Here is a 15,560-nt window from a genome sequence, read left to right on the forward strand (position 1 = left end):
GCGTGAACCAAGAAGGGTAAGTAATCAGCTCATGAAGTCGCAGGAGATCACCAAGCGCTGGATCGACTTTTTCGTCAGCAAGGGCCACACCGCCGTGCCCTCCGCCTCCCTGGTCTCCAGCGACCCGTCCCTGCTGTTCACGGTCGCCGGGATGGTTCCGTTCATTCCGTACCTGACCGCGCGCGAAGAGGCCCCCTTCAACCGGGCCACCAGCGTGCAGAAGTGCATCCGCACCGGCGACATCGAGGAAGTGGGCAAGACTGCCCGCCACGGCACCTTCTTCCAGATGTGCGGCAACTTTTCGTTCGGCGATTACTTCAAGGAAGACGCCATCAAGTTCGCCTGGGAGCTGCTCACCACGAGCGTTGACGACGGCGGCTACGGCCTTCCGCCGGAACTGCTGTGGGTGACCGTCTACGAAGAGGACGACGAAGCCAAGGACCTCTGGCTCAAGAACACGGGCGTCCCCGCCAGCCGGATCCAGCGCATGGGCAAGGCTGACAACTACTGGCACACAGGCCAGCCGGGACCGGCCGGCCCCTGCTCGGAGATCTACTACGACCGCGGCCCCGCCTACGGCGTCGAAGGCGGCCCCATCGCCGACGAAAACCGCTACGTCGAAATCTGGAACCTCGTGTTCATGCAGTACCAGATCGACAACGTCCGCTCCAAGGACGACTTCGACATCGTGGGCGAGCTGCCCAAGAAGAACATCGACACCGGCCTGGGCATGGAGCGCCTCGCCATGATCCTCCAGGGTGTCGAGAACATGTACGAGACCGACCAGGTCCGCCCGGTCATCGACAAGGCCTCCGAACTCTCCGGCAAGGAGTACACGTCGGCCGAAACGGCTGACGATCCGCACCACACGGACGACGTCCGGATGCGCGTCGTCGGCGACCACATCCGTTCGGCGCTGATGCTCATTGCCGACGGCGTCACGCCGTCCAACGAGGGACGCGGCTACGTGCTGCGCCGCCTGATCCGCCGTGCCGTCCGCTCGATGCGCCTGCTCGGCGTCGAAAAGGCCTGCCTGCCGGACCTCTTCCCCGCCTCCCGCGACGCCATGAAGGGCGTCTACCCGATCGTGGCGACCGACTTCGACCGCATCAGCCGGATCGCCTACGCGGAAGAGAAGGCGTTCCTCCGGACCATCGCATCGGGCACCGCCCGCCTCGAAGATGCTGTGACCGAGTCCAAGGCCGCCGGCCGGCCGCTCTCGGGCGCCGATGCATTCGCCCTGCACGACACGTACGGCTTCCCGATCGACCTCACCCTCGAGATGGCCGAGGAAGCCGGGCTGAAGGTCGACGAGCCCGAGTTCCGCAAGCTCATGCTCGAGCAGCGCAAGCGCGCCCAGGCCGACGCCAAGGGCAAGAAGGGCGCCCACGCGGACGTCAGCGCCTTCCAGGAGCTGCTGTCGGAGGGGGAGACCGTCTTCACCGGCTACACCGACCTCGACGGCGAATCCCGCGTCCGCGGGATCCTCAGCGCCGGTCGCAAGGTCGCGCAGGCCGCCACCGGCGACGAGATCGAACTGATCCTCGCCGAAACGCCGTTCTACGCCGAAGCCGGCGGCCAGGCTGCCGACACCGGCCTCATCACCGGTGACGGGTTCGTCGTCGAAGTTCTCGATGTGCAGCGGCCGGTCAAGGGCCTCAGCGTCCACAAGGCGATCGTCCGCGAGGGTGAAATCGCTTCCGACGCGCTGGTGCGCGCCGCGGTGGACCGCGAACGCCGCCATGCCGCCGAGCAGGCGCACACGGGGACGCACATCGTGCACGCGGCGCTGCACCAGATCCTCGGCCCGGAAGCCACCCAGCGCGGCTCCTACAACAAGGCCGGATACCTGCGCTTCGACTTCGCCTGGGGTGAGGGCCTCAGTGCCGCCACCCGTTCGGAGATCGAGGAAGTGTCCAACCTGGCCATCCGGAACAACTTCCGCGTGGACACCAAGGTTATGGGCCTCGCCGAGGCCAAGGCGCTCGGCGCGATGGCCCTGTTCGGAGAAAACTACGGCAGCGAGGTCCGTGTCGTGGAAATCGACGGCGCGTGGTCCCGCGAGCTGTGCGGCGGCACCCACGTCTCCAACACGTCCCTCATCGGCAGCCTGTCGCTGCTGGGCGAACAGTCCGTGGGATCGGGCAACCGCCGCGTCGAGGCATTCGTCGGCATGGACGCCTTCCGCCACCTCGCCGCCGAACGCGCCCTCGTCACTGAGCTGACCGAAATGCTCAAAGTTCCGTCCGGCCAGCTGGCCGACAGGATCGCCACGACCCTGACCAAGCTGAAGGCCACGGAAAAGGAGCTGGAGCGGCTCCGCAAGGAAAAGCTCACCGCCGAGGCCGCCCAGCTCGTGGGTACGGCCAAGGACGCCGCGGGCGTTCGGGTCATTGCGCACGACGCCGGCCAGGTCAGCGGCGCGGATGACCTCCGCGGACTCGCCATGGACCTGCGGAACCGCCTCGGTTCCGAGGCTTCCACGGTGGCTGTGGCAGGAGTCAGCAACGACCGTCCGGTCATCCTGGTCGCCACGAACGAAGCCGCACGCGAGGCCGGCGTCAAAGCCGGAGCACTGGTCCGGCTTGCTGCAGGCATCCTCGGCGGCGGCGGGGGCGGCAAGGACGACGTCGCCCAGGGCGGCGGCACCGACGCCTCGAAGGTCGGCCCGGCGCTGGCGGCTGTCGTAGATGCCGTAACACGGCGCTAGCAGATCCGTGACCTCATCCGCTGCGTCCCACGTCTACCCCCAGGGCATCAAACTGGGGGTCGACGTGGGCACCGTCCGTGTCGGCGTCGCCATCTGTGACCGCGACGCCATCCTGGCCATGCCGTTCAAAACACTGGACCGCAACCCCAAAAAGAACTCAGATGTCCGCGTGATTGCGGCGTTGGCGGCCGAGCGGGGTGCTGTGCAGATTTTTGTGGGCCTGCCGAGGACCATGAAGGGGGAAGAACACGCCTCCGCCCGCATGGCCACGGAGTACGCCCAGCTGCTGGCAGAGGAGCTTGTCCGCACCGGGCTGGACGTGCCCGTCAACCTCGTTGACGAGCGGCTCAGCACCGTCACAGCCCACCGACACCTTCACGAAGCTGGCATGAGCAGCAAAAATCACCGTAAAGTGGTGGATCAGGTTGCGGCTGCGGGAATCTTGCAGCACGCCATCGACATGCAAAAAGCCAGGGGAACGGATGTGGGGAGCCGCGTACGCGCGCTTTCCCAGCCGGGGCTTACCGGAGACGCCGCAGCAGGCAATGCTGAGCAGGCTGTCCCGGTGCACGACACACAATCTTCAGAGGATGGAAGGCTACAGTGAGCCCGGTCAATAACGACGACTCCTCCGGCAGGACCCTCAGGGACGCCGGACGGCCGCTGACGCGCAAGGAAATCCGTGCCCGGGAGAAGGCCCTCACGGCGGAATCCGGCGACGTCGTTCCCGAGCACGCCTACGAGTCCGGCGAGGACACCGCGCCGGAGATGTTCGGGCAGCCCGCGCCCACCCAAACTGCCTCCGCCGCTCCCGGGCCCGCTCCGCAGCGCGCCCCCGAGCCGGTGACGGAGCCTGAGCCCGTGCCCGCAACGGTCGCCGTGCCCCGCGTGCCGCCTGTTCCGCCCACGGTCCAGGAACCGGCCGTGCAGGAACCCGCCGCCGAGGAAGCAGCCGTCCACGCTGACGAACACCCGCATCACCCCGACGAACACCCGCATCACCCCGACGAGCACCTGCACCACGCTGACGAGCATCTGGACCTTGCTGACGAAGGCCTGCACCATGCTGACGCCGCAGGGGCCGGCTACCAGGACCACCACCATGACGTCCATGATGATGCGCACCACGACCCGTACGGGGACCATGACGCTCTTGAACACGAGGCAGTCGGGCACCAGCTGCTGGCCAATGCGGACAGCGTGAGCACGGTGCCCCGGCCCTCCAAGAAAGTCCGACGCCGGCGCCGCCTGGTGGCGCTGCTGCTGTCCCTCGCACTTTTCGTCACTGCCGCCGTCGTGGGGGCCCAGTTCCTCAAGCCGCTGCTCGGTTCCGACAAGGCAAGTGACTATCCCGGTCCCGGGACAGGCCAGGTGAAGGTGGCAGTCCTGCCCGGCGAAGGGCCCGTCTCGGTTGCCGCGAAACTTGAGGATGCCAGGGTGGTAGCCAACGCCGACACCTTCGTCTCCGCGCTGGCCGCCTCAGGCGGCACCCTTGCTCCCGGCGAATACGACTTCAAGCAGGAAATGAAGAATGCCGACGCCGTAGCCGTCCTGCTGAACGCCGAACAGTCCAAGGTCATGTACGTCGCGCTCAGCGCCGGACTCCGGATCGGCGAATCGCTGCAGGCAATCTCCGAAGGTTCCGGCATACCGGTATCCCAGCTGAAAGCGCTCAGCGATTCGCCCAAACAGTTTGGCCTCCCCGCGACGGCCAAAAACCTTGAGGGCTACCTTGCCCCGGGCGAGTACAGGTTCCCGCTCGGAACCACGCCGAAGGCGATGCTGACGTCCCTGGTCAAGAGCACCACCGACGAGCTGAAGAAACAGGGCGTCACGGACCCCGCCAAGCAGTATGACGTGGTTACGGTCGCGAGCATCGTGCAGGCAGAGGGCGGCCAGGCCGAGTACAAGGACGTTGCGGGCGCCATCTACAACCGGCTCAAGCCCAACAACACCGAAACCAACGGCCTCATCCAGTCGGATGCGACCGTCACGTACGGGCTGGGCAAGAAGACCTTCCACATCGACGAATCGGAAAAAGCCGACAAGTCCAACCCGTACAACACTTACGCCATCAAGGGACTGCCGGCAGGCCCGATCGGCTCGCCGGGCAAGAACGCCATCGATGCCGCGGCCAAGCCGAACAAGAACGATTACCTGTACTGGGTCACGATCAACCTCGACACCAAGGAAACCAAGTTCTCCAAGACGCTGGCAGAACACAACGGGTACGTCGAGCAGTACAACGCCTGGTGTGAGGCCAACCCGGGCCGCTGCGTATGAGCCTGCGTGCTGCTGTCCTGGGGCACCCGATTAGCCACTCCAAGTCGCCGGCGCTGCACCTGGCCGCCTATGCGAAACTCGGCGCGGACATTGGTTACACCGCCATCGACGTGACGGAGGAGTCCCTGCCCGCGTTCATGGAGTCCGTCCGGGCAGAACCGGGCTGGCGCGGGCTGTCCGTGACCATGCCGCTCAAGAAGGCCATGGTCCGCGAAGTGGATGAGGTCCGCGGAGTGGCACAGGTGCTGGGCGTCATCAACACGGTCGTCTTCGAAGGTGCGGGGGAGTCCGCACGGCGGCTCGGCTACAACACGGACGTCGCGGGCATCGTCAACGCCTTGCGCAACGCCGGAGCGGCCGAGGCACCTGTGGCCGTGGTCCTCGGCGGCGGCGGGACCGCGGCGGCGGCCGCAGCCGCGCTCCGGGAACTCGGTGCACGGTCGGTTGCCGTCTACGTCCGGGACACCGGCCGGGCGGCCGAAGTCAGGGCCGCCGCAAGCGGCCTGGCGATGGAGATCGCCGTGCGCCCCATGACGGAAGCTGTCGCCGCACTGGCCGGCGCCGACGTCGTAATATCCACCTTGCCTCCCCGGGCCGCGGACGGCATGGCGGCAGAGTTTGAGGCGCTGGGCGCGCCGGCGGACGGCTGTCTCTTATACACATCTAGATGTGTATAAGAGACAGATCCATGGCCCAGCAGGATCGCGGCCGCCTGGGAAAGCCGCGGCGGAAAAGTGGTCGCCGGCCTGGAGATGCTGCTGTACCAGGCTGTTGAGCAGGTCCGCTACTTTACGGGCCGCGACGACGCCGCCAGCGCGGAAGTCATAGATGTGATGTGTGACGCAGTCGGGGCTCCCCGGCGCGTGTACTGACCGCCAGACATGGCAGGATGGATTGTATGTTGCGTTGGTTGACTGCCGGTGAATCCCATGGTCCGGCACTGGTCGGAATTATCGAAGGCGTCCCCGCAGGTGTTGAACTCACCAGCGGGCAGATTGCCGATGCCCTGGCGCGCCGCCGCCTCGGCTATGGCCGCGGTGCCCGGATGAAGTTCGAGCAGGACGTGGTCACCATTCTTGGCGGAGTCCGCCACGGCATCACGCAGGGCGGCCCCGTCGCCATCCAGGTGGGCAACACCGAATGGCCGAAATGGGAGCAGATCATGTCTGCCGATCCCGTGGACCCCGGGGAACTCGCCGATCAGGCGCGCAACGCCCCGCTCACGCGTCCCCGCCCGGGCCACGCAGACTTCACCGGCATGCAGAAGTACGGCTTCGATGAGGCCCGTCCGGTCCTTGAACGCGCCAGCGCCCGCGAGACCGCCACGCGCGTCGCAATGGGAACCGTCGCCGCACAGTTCCTGAAGCACCTCGGCATTGAACTTGTCAGCCATACGGTGTCCATCGCCAGCGTGACGGTCCCGGAAGGCCGGCCCCTGCCGGTCCCGGACAACGTCATTGCGCTCGACGCCGACCCCCTCCGCTGCTTCGACCGTGAAACGTCGGACGCCATGGTGGCAGAGGTTGACGCCGCCCACAAGGAGGGCGAAACGCTCGGCGGTGTGGTGGAGGTCCTGGCCTACGGGCTGCCCCCGGGACTTGGCAGCTACGTCCACTGGGACCGCCGCCTGGACTCCAGGCTGGCCGCCGCCCTCATGGGCATCCAGGCCATCAAGGGCGTCGAAGTGGGGGACGGGTTCCTCACTGCCGCGCGCCGCGGATCCCAGGCCCACGACGAAATCATCAAGGACGCGGACGGCAAGATCATCCGCACGTCCAACCGTGCCGGCGGCATCGAAGGCGGCATGAGCATCGGTGATGTGCTGCGTGTGCGGGCCGCCATGAAGCCGATCGCCACCGTGCCCCGTGCCCTGAAGACCATCGACATCAGCACCGGCGAACCCGCCAAGGCCCACCACCAGCGTTCAGACGTCTGCGCCGTTCCGGCCGCCGGCGTCGTTGCTGAGGCCATGGTTGCACTGGTCCTTGCCGAGGCCGTCACCGAAAAGTTCGGCGGCGATTCCGTGACCGAGACCGCCCGCAACATCAGGGGCTACCTCGACAGCATTCCGGCGTCGCTGGACACGATCGGACGCTAGTGCCTTCGAGCAATACACCCTCTGCTGCGGGGGGCCGGCCCATCGTGCTGATCGGCCCCATGGCCGTTGGCAAGTCAGCGATCGGGCAACAGCTAGCACAACAGCTGGGCGCCCACTTCGTGGACACCGACGCCGTCATCGTTGAAAGCCACGGCTCCATCGCGGACATCTTCGCGGGCCGCGGCGAGCGGGTGTTCCGGGAGATTGAGGCACGCACTGTTGCCCGCGTCGTCGAGGAAGCGGCCGGCACTGCCACCGTCATTTCGCTCGGCGGCGGTTCGGTCCTGGATTCAGGAACCCAGCAGCTGCTGGACCGGTGCACGGTGGTCTACCTCGAGTGCGACGCGGAGACGGTCGCAGCCAGGATTGCGAGGAATTCGGGCCGGCCGCTGCTCGCCGGCGACGGGATCCGCCGCTGGAAAACGCTGTTTGCCACCCGGAAACCCGTCTACGAGCGCCTCGCCGACGTCGTCCTCGACGTCCGCCGGGGGACGGTGCCGGAGCTGGGACGCCGGCTCGAAGCGGCGCTCGGCGCTTTCCTTGCAGGTGCGGCCACCCCGGCTGCGGACAACATCAGCGCGGGATCCATCACCGCGACTACGGCGGCCGGGCAAGACGCGGCCGCGAAACAGGAAGTTGAGAAGTGAGCGAATCAACCGTCATCAAGGTCACGGGCGAGTCTGCCGGCGACAATTACGACGTCGTCGTTGGGCGCGGCCTCCTGGGCACCCTCCCGGAGCTGCTCGGTGAGCGCGTCCGGCGTGTCCTGGTCATCCACCCCCGGGCGCTCCGGCTCACCGGAGACACCGTCAGGGACGAACTCGCCGCGGCGGGATTCACCGCACTCACCGCCGAGATCCCGGATGCCGAAGAAGGCAAACACATCCAGGTGGCCGCTTTTTGCTGGCAGGTGCTGGGCCAGAACGACTTCACCCGTTCCGACGCCGTCGTCTCGGTCGGGGGAGGGGCCGTCACGGACCTCGCCGGCTTCGTTGCCGCGACCTGGCTGCGCGGCGTCAAAGTCATCCACATGCCCACGAGCCTCCTCGGCATGGTGGACGCCTCGGTGGGCGGCAAGACCGGCATCAACACGGCCGAAGGCAAGAACCTTGTGGGCGCGTTCCACCCGCCCGCAGCTGTCCTCGCGGACCTTGACACGCTGAACACGCTGCCGAAAAACGAGATGATCTCCGGCATGGCGGAAGTCATCAAATGCGGCTTCATCGCCGATCCGGCCATCCTCGATCTCGTGGAAAAGGACCCGGAGGCTGTCACCGACCCCGGCTCCGACGCCCTCCGTGAGCTCATTGAGCGTGCCATTGCCGTCAAGGCCCGGGTGGTGTCCGAGGACCTGAAGGAATCCGGCCTGCGCGAGATCCTCAACTACGGACACACCCTTGGCCACGCGATCGAGCTCGTCGAGCGCTACTCCTGGCGCCACGGTGCGGCCGTCTCGGTGGGCATGATGTTCGCCGCCGAGCTCTCCCGCAGCGTGGGCCGCCTCAGCGACGCCGACGCCGACCGCCACCGGAGCATCCTCGAATCGCTCGGACTGCCCGTCACCTACCGCCGCGACCGCTGGCAGGGACTCCTCGACGGCATGCGCCGCGACAAGAAATCACGCGGTGACCTGCTCCGGTTCGTGGTGCTCGACGGCGTCGCGAAGCCCGGCATCCTGGACGTTCCGGACACCTCGCTGCTGTTCGCCGCCTACCAGGAGATTGCCTCCTGATGCGGGAGTTCGACGGCGGCACCATCGAGTGGCCCGCCGGCGGCTTCCCGGGAATCAGGATCAACCCGGAAACCCTGCTGCCGGAGATCACCAACGACGAGGCCTGCGCTGCGGCCCTTGAGTCGTCGACCGACCCGGCGGACCGCGTGTTCGTGCTCCTCGTCGAGGGGCACGCGTCGGACGCGGCGGAACTGCTCGCCGAGGCGCGGTATAAGGACCCGGAGTCGTTCCGGCTCCGGACGTTTGAGGCCGAGGTCCTGCGCGTGTCCCACCGCTTTGACCGCGCCGTTGAGCTGTTCAAGCAGCTCCTCGCGGAGGTGCCCGGCACGCCGAACGAGGCACTCGTGCACCAGTACCTCGGCAGGACGCACTTCGTTTCCGGCCACATCGGTGCGGCCGTGGAGTCGTTCGCCCGGGCGCTCGACCTAAGGGTTGAGCAGTCAGCCGACGCGGCGCTCATCTATTCGTCGACAGTGGCGCTCCAGAGGGCACGCGACGTCCTCGATCTGGCCTCCTGACAGCGGCCGCCGGACCGGGCCGAACGAGGCCGCCCGCAGGTCCGCTAGAATGGTTCTTGGATTTTTGATAAATACACGCTGGCGGGCCGATCGGCATGCCTGCTTGGCATACGGCTGGCAGCTAGAAGCAGTCAGATACAAACCAGAGGAAACCAGTGGCAACCACAAACGACATCAAGAACGGAACCGTCCTGAAGCTTGAGGGCCAGCTCTGGAACATCATCGAGTTCCAGCACGTCAAGCCAGGCAAGGGCGGCGCGTTCGTGCGCACCAAGATGCGCAACGTTATGTCCGGCAAGGTGGTCGACAAGACCTTCAACGCCGGCCTCAAGATCGAGACCGCCACCGTGGACCGCCGCGATTACCAGTACCTGTACCAGGACGGCGCGGACTTCGTCTTCATGGACACCCAGGACTACGACCAGATCACCGTTTCCGGTGCCACGGTGGGCGACGCCACCAACTTCATGCTCGAAAACCAGATGGTCAACATTGCCATCCACGAAGGCACGCCGCTGTACATCGAACTGCCGCCGAGCGTTGTCCTCGAAATCACTTACACGGAGCCGGGCCTGCAGGGCGACCGCTCCTCCGCCGGAACCAAGCCGGCCACCCTTGAGACCGGCTACGAGATCCAGGTGCCGCTGTTCGTCGAGAACAACACCAAGGTCAAGGTCGACACCCGTGACGGCAGCTACCTGGGCAGGGTAAGCGAGTAGTGAGCGCCCGCGGTAAAGCCCGTAACAGGGCCCTTGACGTCCTCTTCGAAGCGGAGCAGCGCTCCGTTTCCGCCTTTGACGTGCTGCGCGCGCGGCGGGAGAGGACCGACCAGATAGTCAACCCGTACACCCTCGAAATCGTCGAGGGCGTCGTTTCACTGCAGCCCGCCATCGACGAGTTCCTGGAAACGTACTCACAGGGCTGGACCCTGGAGCGCATGCCGTCCGTGGACCGCATCATCCTGCGGATCGGCACCTGGGAACTGCTCTACAACGACGACGTGCCAGACGGCGTCGCCGTCAGCGAAGCGGTGGCCCTGGCCAAGGTGCTGTCGACCGATGAGTCGCCGTCGTTCATCAACGGCCTGCTCGGGCGTCTCCAGCAGCTGAAGCCTTCACTGCTGGCCTGACCCTACGAAGGTCAACAGCACGTAAAGAGAGCCCCGGCCAGTGAACTGAACTGGCCGGGGCTCTCTGCTGCCCGCGTCAGGCAGCTTCTTCCGTCCGACGGCGGCTTCGTGCCGGCCGGATTTAGTGTCCGACGGCGGCGCGCAGCGCGACGAGTTCGCGCAGCTGCTGCACCTCGTCCTGCTGGTGTGCCTGGACGTCCCTGCCGCTGAGGATCCGTTGGCGGGTGAAAGCGAGCCTGGTGGCTGCCCTGACGAACTCCTTCATCTGCGGCGCACGGTGGTAGGCGCCTGCCCAGCGCACGGCCTGCCGCCTCCCGCCGGCGGTGGCCAGCATTTCCACCTCAACCGGCGTGAACCACCCCGCGGCGGCGTACTCGAGGAGCCGCTGGCGCGTGAGGCGCGTTTCGGCAATCCGCAGTACCACGATGCACGCGACCGCCAGCAGGAAGATGGGGACCTGCACCAGCACATACTGGGCCAGGAAGTCCTGCCCCATACTGTTCCAACGGTTGTGCAGGATCATGGCGGGGATGAGGCCCACCACGAAGGCGGCAACCGACGCGCCCGCGTGCCAGCGGCGCGCCGCGAGCCCCATGATCAGACCGGTGGTTCCGGTGAAGATGGCGTGGGCGAAGGGTGACATCACTCCGCGCAGGAAGAAGATCTGGGCGAGGTCGCTGCCGGGCGTGCCCGACTCGGCGATGGCACGGCCAAAGTAGAGGATGTTCTCGGTGAACGCGAAGCCGCCCGCGATGGTGAACGCGAACACCACCCCGTCCACCGGGCCGTCGAAGTTCTTCCGGGCCATCAGGAGCAGCAGGAGCAGGCCCAGGGACTTGGCGAATTCCTCCACTACGGGCGCCTGCACGGTGGTCATGAAGTCCCGGAAGGCGGCCTCGTCCGAGTACGGGGCGGCAAGGGCGAATACGGGCTGGATGAGCAGTGTCACGGCGATGGACACCGCGGCGCCCCACGTGAACGCAAAGAGGAGCAGCCTCTTCGGCTCGGGCTCCCAGCGGTCAATGATGTAGACGGACCCCAGCACGGCACCCAGCGGGACCAGCGACGCGACGAAGCCGATGGCGAACCCGGTGGCCCCGGTGTTGGCCAGCAGGAAGGGCACCACCAGGAACAGGCTGACGAAGGCGAGGATTCCTCCGGCCACGACGAGCCCCAACGCGCCCCCCGACGTCCGGGTGCCGACAGTGGACGCCGACTCCGGGATGACCTGGACGACCGAACCTCCGCCGTGCCCGGGGGCCGGCTGGTAGTTCTGCGGCTGGACGTGACCCATCCAGCTGGGGTTGGTGGCCTGCTCACGGAACTGCCACTGCGGGTCACCGGGGCGGCTGCCCGACGGGCCGGATGCAGGCTGCTGCGGGTTCATCGACATAGGGATGAGCCTATGCGGCGGGGATGCGCGTCGCCAAAGGCCACGGTCAGCCCGGGCACAGCCACCGGCGCCGGCCGCCGCAGGTGTGACCGACGACGCCTCCCGCCGGGGCTGCCCCCGGGCGCCCGTGTGGTAATTTGGGAAGGCAAATGTTCCTTTTTTAATTCCGTCCCGTGAGGCGGGGAAAGGGGAGACGAGCGTTGACTCATGTCACACAGGCACCGGTCCCGGCCAGGGTTGTACTCAACCACGCGGACATCGACCGTGCACTCACTCGTATCGCCCATGAGATCCTCGAGGCCAACAAAGGCTCAAAGGACCTGGTGCTGCTGGGCATCCCACGCCGCGGCTATCCGCTGGCAGTCCGGCTCGCGCAGAAGATCGCAGCCGCCGATCCCGCCGTTGATGCGGCCGCCATCGTCGGGCAGTTGGATGTGACCATGTTCCGCGATGACCTTTCCCACCAGCCCACCAGGCCGCCCCACCACACCCAGTTGCCGCTGTCCGGGATCGACAACAAGGTTGTCGTCCTGATTGACGACGTCCTGTACTCCGGACGCACCATCAGGGCCGCGCTGGACGCGATTGTTGACCTCGGCCGCCCCCGCATCGTGCGGCTGGCCGTGCTGATCGACCGCGGGCACCGGGAGCTTCCGATCCGTGCCGACCACGTGGGCAAGAACCTGCCGACGTCCTCAGCCGAGAAAGTCCGGGTGCGCCTCGAGGAAACCGACGTCATTGACGGCCAGGCTGTCAACGAAGTGGTCATCGAGGCCGGCGCATGAAGCACCTGCTGTCCACCGAGGGCCTCAGCCTGACCAACGCCGTCCGCATCCTCGACACCGCGGAGGAAATGGCCGCCGTCGGCGACCGCGAAGTCAAGAAGCTGCCCGCGCTGCGCGGACGCACCGTGGTCAACCTCTTCTTCGAAGACTCCACCCGGACCCGCATTTCCTTTGAAGCAGCCGCCAAGCGGCTCTCCGCGGACGTCATCAACTTCGCGGCCAAGGGATCGTCCGTGTCCAAGGGCGAGTCCCTCAAGGACACCGCCCAGACGCTGTCCGCAATGGGGGCGGACGCCGTCGTCATCCGCCACTGGGCCTCCGGCGCTCCGCACCGGCTCGCGGCCACCGACTGGATCGACGCCGCCGTCATCAACGCCGGCGACGGCACCCACGAACACCCCACCCAGGCGCTGCTCGACGCCTTCACCATGCGCCGCCACTGGACAAAGCTCGCGGGGCTTTCCTCCAGCGGCGCCGACCTCAAAGGCATGCGCGTGGCGATAGCCGGCGACGTCCTGCACTCCCGCGTGGCCCGCTCCAACGTCTGGCTGCTGCGCACCCTCGGCGCCGAGGTCACCCTCGTGGCGCCGCCCACGCTGCTGCCGATCGGCGTCGAGCAGTGGCCGTGCAGCGTCAGCTACAACATGGACGAAACCCTGGAAAAGGGAGTGGACGCCGTAATGATGCTCCGCGTCCAGGGCGAGCGCATGAATGCCTCGTACTTCCCCTCCACGCGCGAGTATTCACGCCGCTGGGGCTTTGACGACAACAGGCTCCGCGCGCTGGACAGCCTCGGGCTGAAGGACACCATCATCATGCACCCCGGACCCATGAACCGGGGCCTGGAAATTTCCGCGGCCGCCGCCGACTCGCCGCGTTCCACCGTGCTTGCACAGGTGCGCAACGGCGTGTCCGTCCGCATGGCCGCCCTGTACCTGCTGCTCTCCGGGGACACCCGTGAACCAGCCGCCACCCTGAAGGAGAGCAACTGATGGCTGAACAATCCGCCGATACCGGCACAACCACGAACGCCGCAACCGGAAGCCCCGGCACCTACCTCATCCGCGGGGCGGCGATCCTGGGAGCCGCAGCCGAGGACCTGCTAATCCGCGACGGCGTCATTGCCGCGCGCGGCGCAGCCGCCAGCAGCGCCGCCGGAGACGCCACCGTCATCGACGCCGACGGCCTCATCGCCCTGCCGGGCATGGTGGACGTCCACACCCACCTGCGGGAACCGGGCCGGGAAGACGCGGAAACCGTCGAGACCGGAACCCGCGCCGCCGCGCTGGGCGGCTTCACCGCCGTGCACGCCATGGCCAACAGCACGCCCGTGGCCGACACCGCAGGAGTGGTGGAGCAGGTCCACAGCCTGGGCCGCGCCGCCGGCTGGGTCGACGTCCGTCCCGTGGGCGCCGTGACGGTCGGGCTCGCGGGGGAGCAGCTGGCCGAGCTTGGCGCCATGGCCGACTCACGGGCCCAGGTCCGCATGTTCTCGGACGACGGCATTTGCGTCCATGACCCCGTCCTGATGCGCCGCGCCCTCGAATACGTCAAGGCGTTCGACGGCGTGGTGGCCCAGCACGCGCAGGAACCCCGCCTCACGGCCGGGGCGCAGATGAACGAAGGCGACGTCTCCGCCGTCCTCGGGCTCACCGGCTGGCCCGCTGTCGCCGAGGAAAGCATCATCGCCCGCGACGTCCTCCTCACCCAGCACGTCGGATCCCGCCTCCACGTCTGCCACGTGTCCACGGCCGGCTCCGTGGAAATCATCCGCTGGGCCAAGGCCCGCGGCATCAACGTCACCGCTGAAGTGACGCCGCACCACCTCCTGCTCACCGACGAACTGGTCCGCAGCTACGACCCCGTCTACAAGGTCAACCCGCCGCTGCGCACCGACGCGGACGTCCAGGCGCTGCGGGCCGCCCTCGCCGACGGCACCATCGACGTCGTGGGCACGGATCACGCACCGCACCCCTCCGAGCACAAGGAATGCGAGTGGGCGCAGGCGGCGATGGGAATGACGGGCCTGGAGACCGCACTCTCGGTCGTCCAGCACGCCATGATCGAGACCGGCCTTATGACCTGGGCCGATTTCGCCAGGGCCACGTCCATTGCGCCGGCCGGCATCGGCCGCCTCACGGACCAGGGCCGCCCCCTGGAGGAAGGCGAGCCCGCCAACATCATCCTGGTGGACCCGGCCGCGCGCTGGACCGTCGACCCGTCGGCCATGGCCACCATGGGCCGCAACTCGCCGTTCCGCGGCATGGAGCTCCCGGGCAAGGTGGTGGCCACGTTCTTCAAGGGTCACCCCACCGTCCTGGACGGCAAACTCAACACCCCCTACCGTCACCCGGCCGACGCCGCCGCAGCGCCGGCGGGCGGGTACTGATGGACAACAAAGCCCTCACGCTGGTCATCACGCTCCCGCTCATCGCCGTCGTGCTGGTCCTGATCGGCATCGGCTGGCGGAACCGCCTGCGGCGACAGTCCGACGTCGAACAGCTGCCCGCCGTTCCGGCGGAACTGAGCCAGCCGCTTGCCGCCGCCGACGGCCAGTACGTGGCCACCACAACGGCCGGCGACTGGCTGGACCGCATCGCCGTCCAGGGCCTGGGCATCCGCACGAACGCGGAACTCACGGTCCACCCGGAGGGCGTGCTGTTTGAGCGTTCCGGAGCCGGGCCGCTCTTCATCCCGGCGGCCAGGCTGGCCGGCGTCCGCCAGGACAGCGGCATGGCCGGCAAGTTCGTCGAGAAGGACGGCCTTCTGGTTCTCAGCTGGTCCCTCGGCACCCACGAACTGGACACGGGTTTCCGGACCCGACGGGCCGCGGACAAACCGGCCCTCCTCCAGACTCTTCAGGAATTGATCTCCGCAGGCCCCCAGGCCGACGCCCATAGTGGAAAGTAATA

Annotated in this window: 14 protein-coding genes and 1 pseudogene; 14 read left to right on the forward strand and 1 reads right to left on the reverse strand. The window is 67.3% G+C overall.

The window, feature by feature from the left end:
- Positions 1-31 precede the first annotated feature (31 nt).
- From alaS to nusB, 10 genes and pseudogenes are all read left to right on the forward strand, one after another.
- Entirely contained in the window at positions 32-2,710 is a 2,679-nt protein-coding gene (alaS, locus tag B1A87_RS06260) for an alanine--tRNA ligase (protein ID WP_078027877.1), read from the forward strand.
- A gap of 7 nt (positions 2,711-2,717) precedes the next feature.
- Entirely contained in the window at positions 2,718-3,317 is a 600-nt protein-coding gene (gene ruvX, locus B1A87_RS06265) for a Holliday junction resolvase RuvX (protein ID WP_078027876.1), read from the forward strand.
- The gene (mltG, locus tag B1A87_RS06270) at positions 3,314-4,993 is read left to right on the forward strand and encodes an endolytic transglycosylase MltG (protein ID WP_078027875.1); all 1,680 of its coding nucleotides are present in this window, start codon (positions 3,314-3,316) and stop codon (positions 4,991-4,993) included. The genes ruvX and mltG overlap by 4 nt, the downstream gene beginning before the upstream one ends.
- Positions 4,990-5,865, forward strand: a pseudogene (locus B1A87_RS06275) (shikimate dehydrogenase). The gene mltG and the pseudogene B1A87_RS06275 overlap by 4 nt, the downstream one beginning before the upstream one ends.
- Before the next feature lie 26 nt (positions 5,866-5,891).
- A complete protein-coding gene (gene aroC / locus B1A87_RS06280) occupies positions 5,892-7,091 on the forward strand; it encodes a chorismate synthase (RefSeq protein ID WP_078027873.1) in 1,200 nt (399 codons plus the stop codon).
- The gene (locus B1A87_RS06285) at positions 7,091-7,738 is read left to right on the forward strand and encodes a shikimate kinase (RefSeq protein ID WP_078027872.1); all 648 of its coding nucleotides are present in this window, start codon (positions 7,091-7,093) and stop codon (positions 7,736-7,738) included. The genes aroC and B1A87_RS06285 overlap by 1 nt, the downstream gene beginning before the upstream one ends.
- The gene (aroB, locus tag B1A87_RS06290; protein ID WP_056635230.1) at positions 7,735-8,823 is read left to right on the forward strand and encodes a 3-dehydroquinate synthase; all 1,089 of its coding nucleotides are present in this window, start codon (positions 7,735-7,737) and stop codon (positions 8,821-8,823) included. Before B1A87_RS06285 ends, aroB begins: the two co-directional genes overlap by 4 nt.
- Positions 8,823-9,341, forward strand: coding sequence for a tetratricopeptide repeat protein (locus tag B1A87_RS06295; protein ID WP_078027871.1), 519 nt, complete (start codon positions 8,823-8,825; stop codon positions 9,339-9,341). Before aroB ends, B1A87_RS06295 begins: the two co-directional genes overlap by 1 nt.
- Positions 9,342-9,496: 155 nt before the next feature.
- Complete coding sequence (gene efp / locus B1A87_RS06300) at positions 9,497-10,060, forward strand: elongation factor P (protein ID WP_056635236.1); 564 nt, start codon at positions 9,497-9,499, stop codon at positions 10,058-10,060.
- Positions 10,060-10,470 (forward strand): transcription antitermination factor NusB, encoded by a 411-nt coding sequence (gene nusB / locus B1A87_RS06305; protein ID WP_078027870.1) that lies wholly within the window; start codon positions 10,060-10,062, stop codon positions 10,468-10,470. Before efp ends, nusB begins: the two co-directional genes overlap by 1 nt.
- A gap of 121 nt (positions 10,471-10,591) precedes the next feature.
- Here the strand turns inward: nusB and B1A87_RS06310 are convergent, their stop codons facing one another.
- Positions 10,592-11,863, reverse strand: coding sequence for a PrsW family intramembrane metalloprotease (locus tag B1A87_RS06310; RefSeq protein ID WP_078027869.1), 1,272 nt, complete (start codon positions 11,861-11,863; stop codon positions 10,592-10,594).
- 200 nt (positions 11,864-12,063) lie between these two features.
- On the opposite strand from B1A87_RS06310, the gene pyrR reads away from it, so the two are divergent.
- Genes pyrR through B1A87_RS06330 form a run of 4 tightly spaced genes read left to right on the forward strand, consistent with a single transcriptional unit; the run spans position 12,064 to position 15,558 of the window.
- Entirely contained in the window at positions 12,064-12,648 is a 585-nt protein-coding gene (gene pyrR / locus B1A87_RS06315; protein WP_078027868.1) for a bifunctional pyr operon transcriptional regulator/uracil phosphoribosyltransferase PyrR, read from the forward strand.
- Positions 12,645-13,640 (forward strand): aspartate carbamoyltransferase catalytic subunit, encoded by a 996-nt coding sequence (locus B1A87_RS06320; RefSeq protein WP_144275734.1) that lies wholly within the window; start codon positions 12,645-12,647, stop codon positions 13,638-13,640. The genes pyrR and B1A87_RS06320 overlap by 4 nt, the downstream gene beginning before the upstream one ends.
- On the forward strand, positions 13,640-15,037 hold the full coding sequence (locus tag B1A87_RS06325; RefSeq protein WP_078027867.1) for a dihydroorotase: 1,398 nt from the start codon (positions 13,640-13,642) through the stop codon (positions 15,035-15,037). Before B1A87_RS06320 ends, B1A87_RS06325 begins: the two co-directional genes overlap by 1 nt.
- A complete protein-coding gene (locus B1A87_RS06330) occupies positions 15,037-15,558 on the forward strand; it encodes a hypothetical protein (protein ID WP_078027866.1) in 522 nt (173 codons plus the stop codon). Before B1A87_RS06325 ends, B1A87_RS06330 begins: the two co-directional genes overlap by 1 nt.
- Positions 15,559-15,560: the final 2 nt, after the last annotated feature.

The organism is Arthrobacter sp. KBS0703, from assembly GCF_002008315.2.
Classification (GTDB): Bacteria; Actinomycetota; Actinomycetes; order Actinomycetales; family Micrococcaceae; genus Arthrobacter.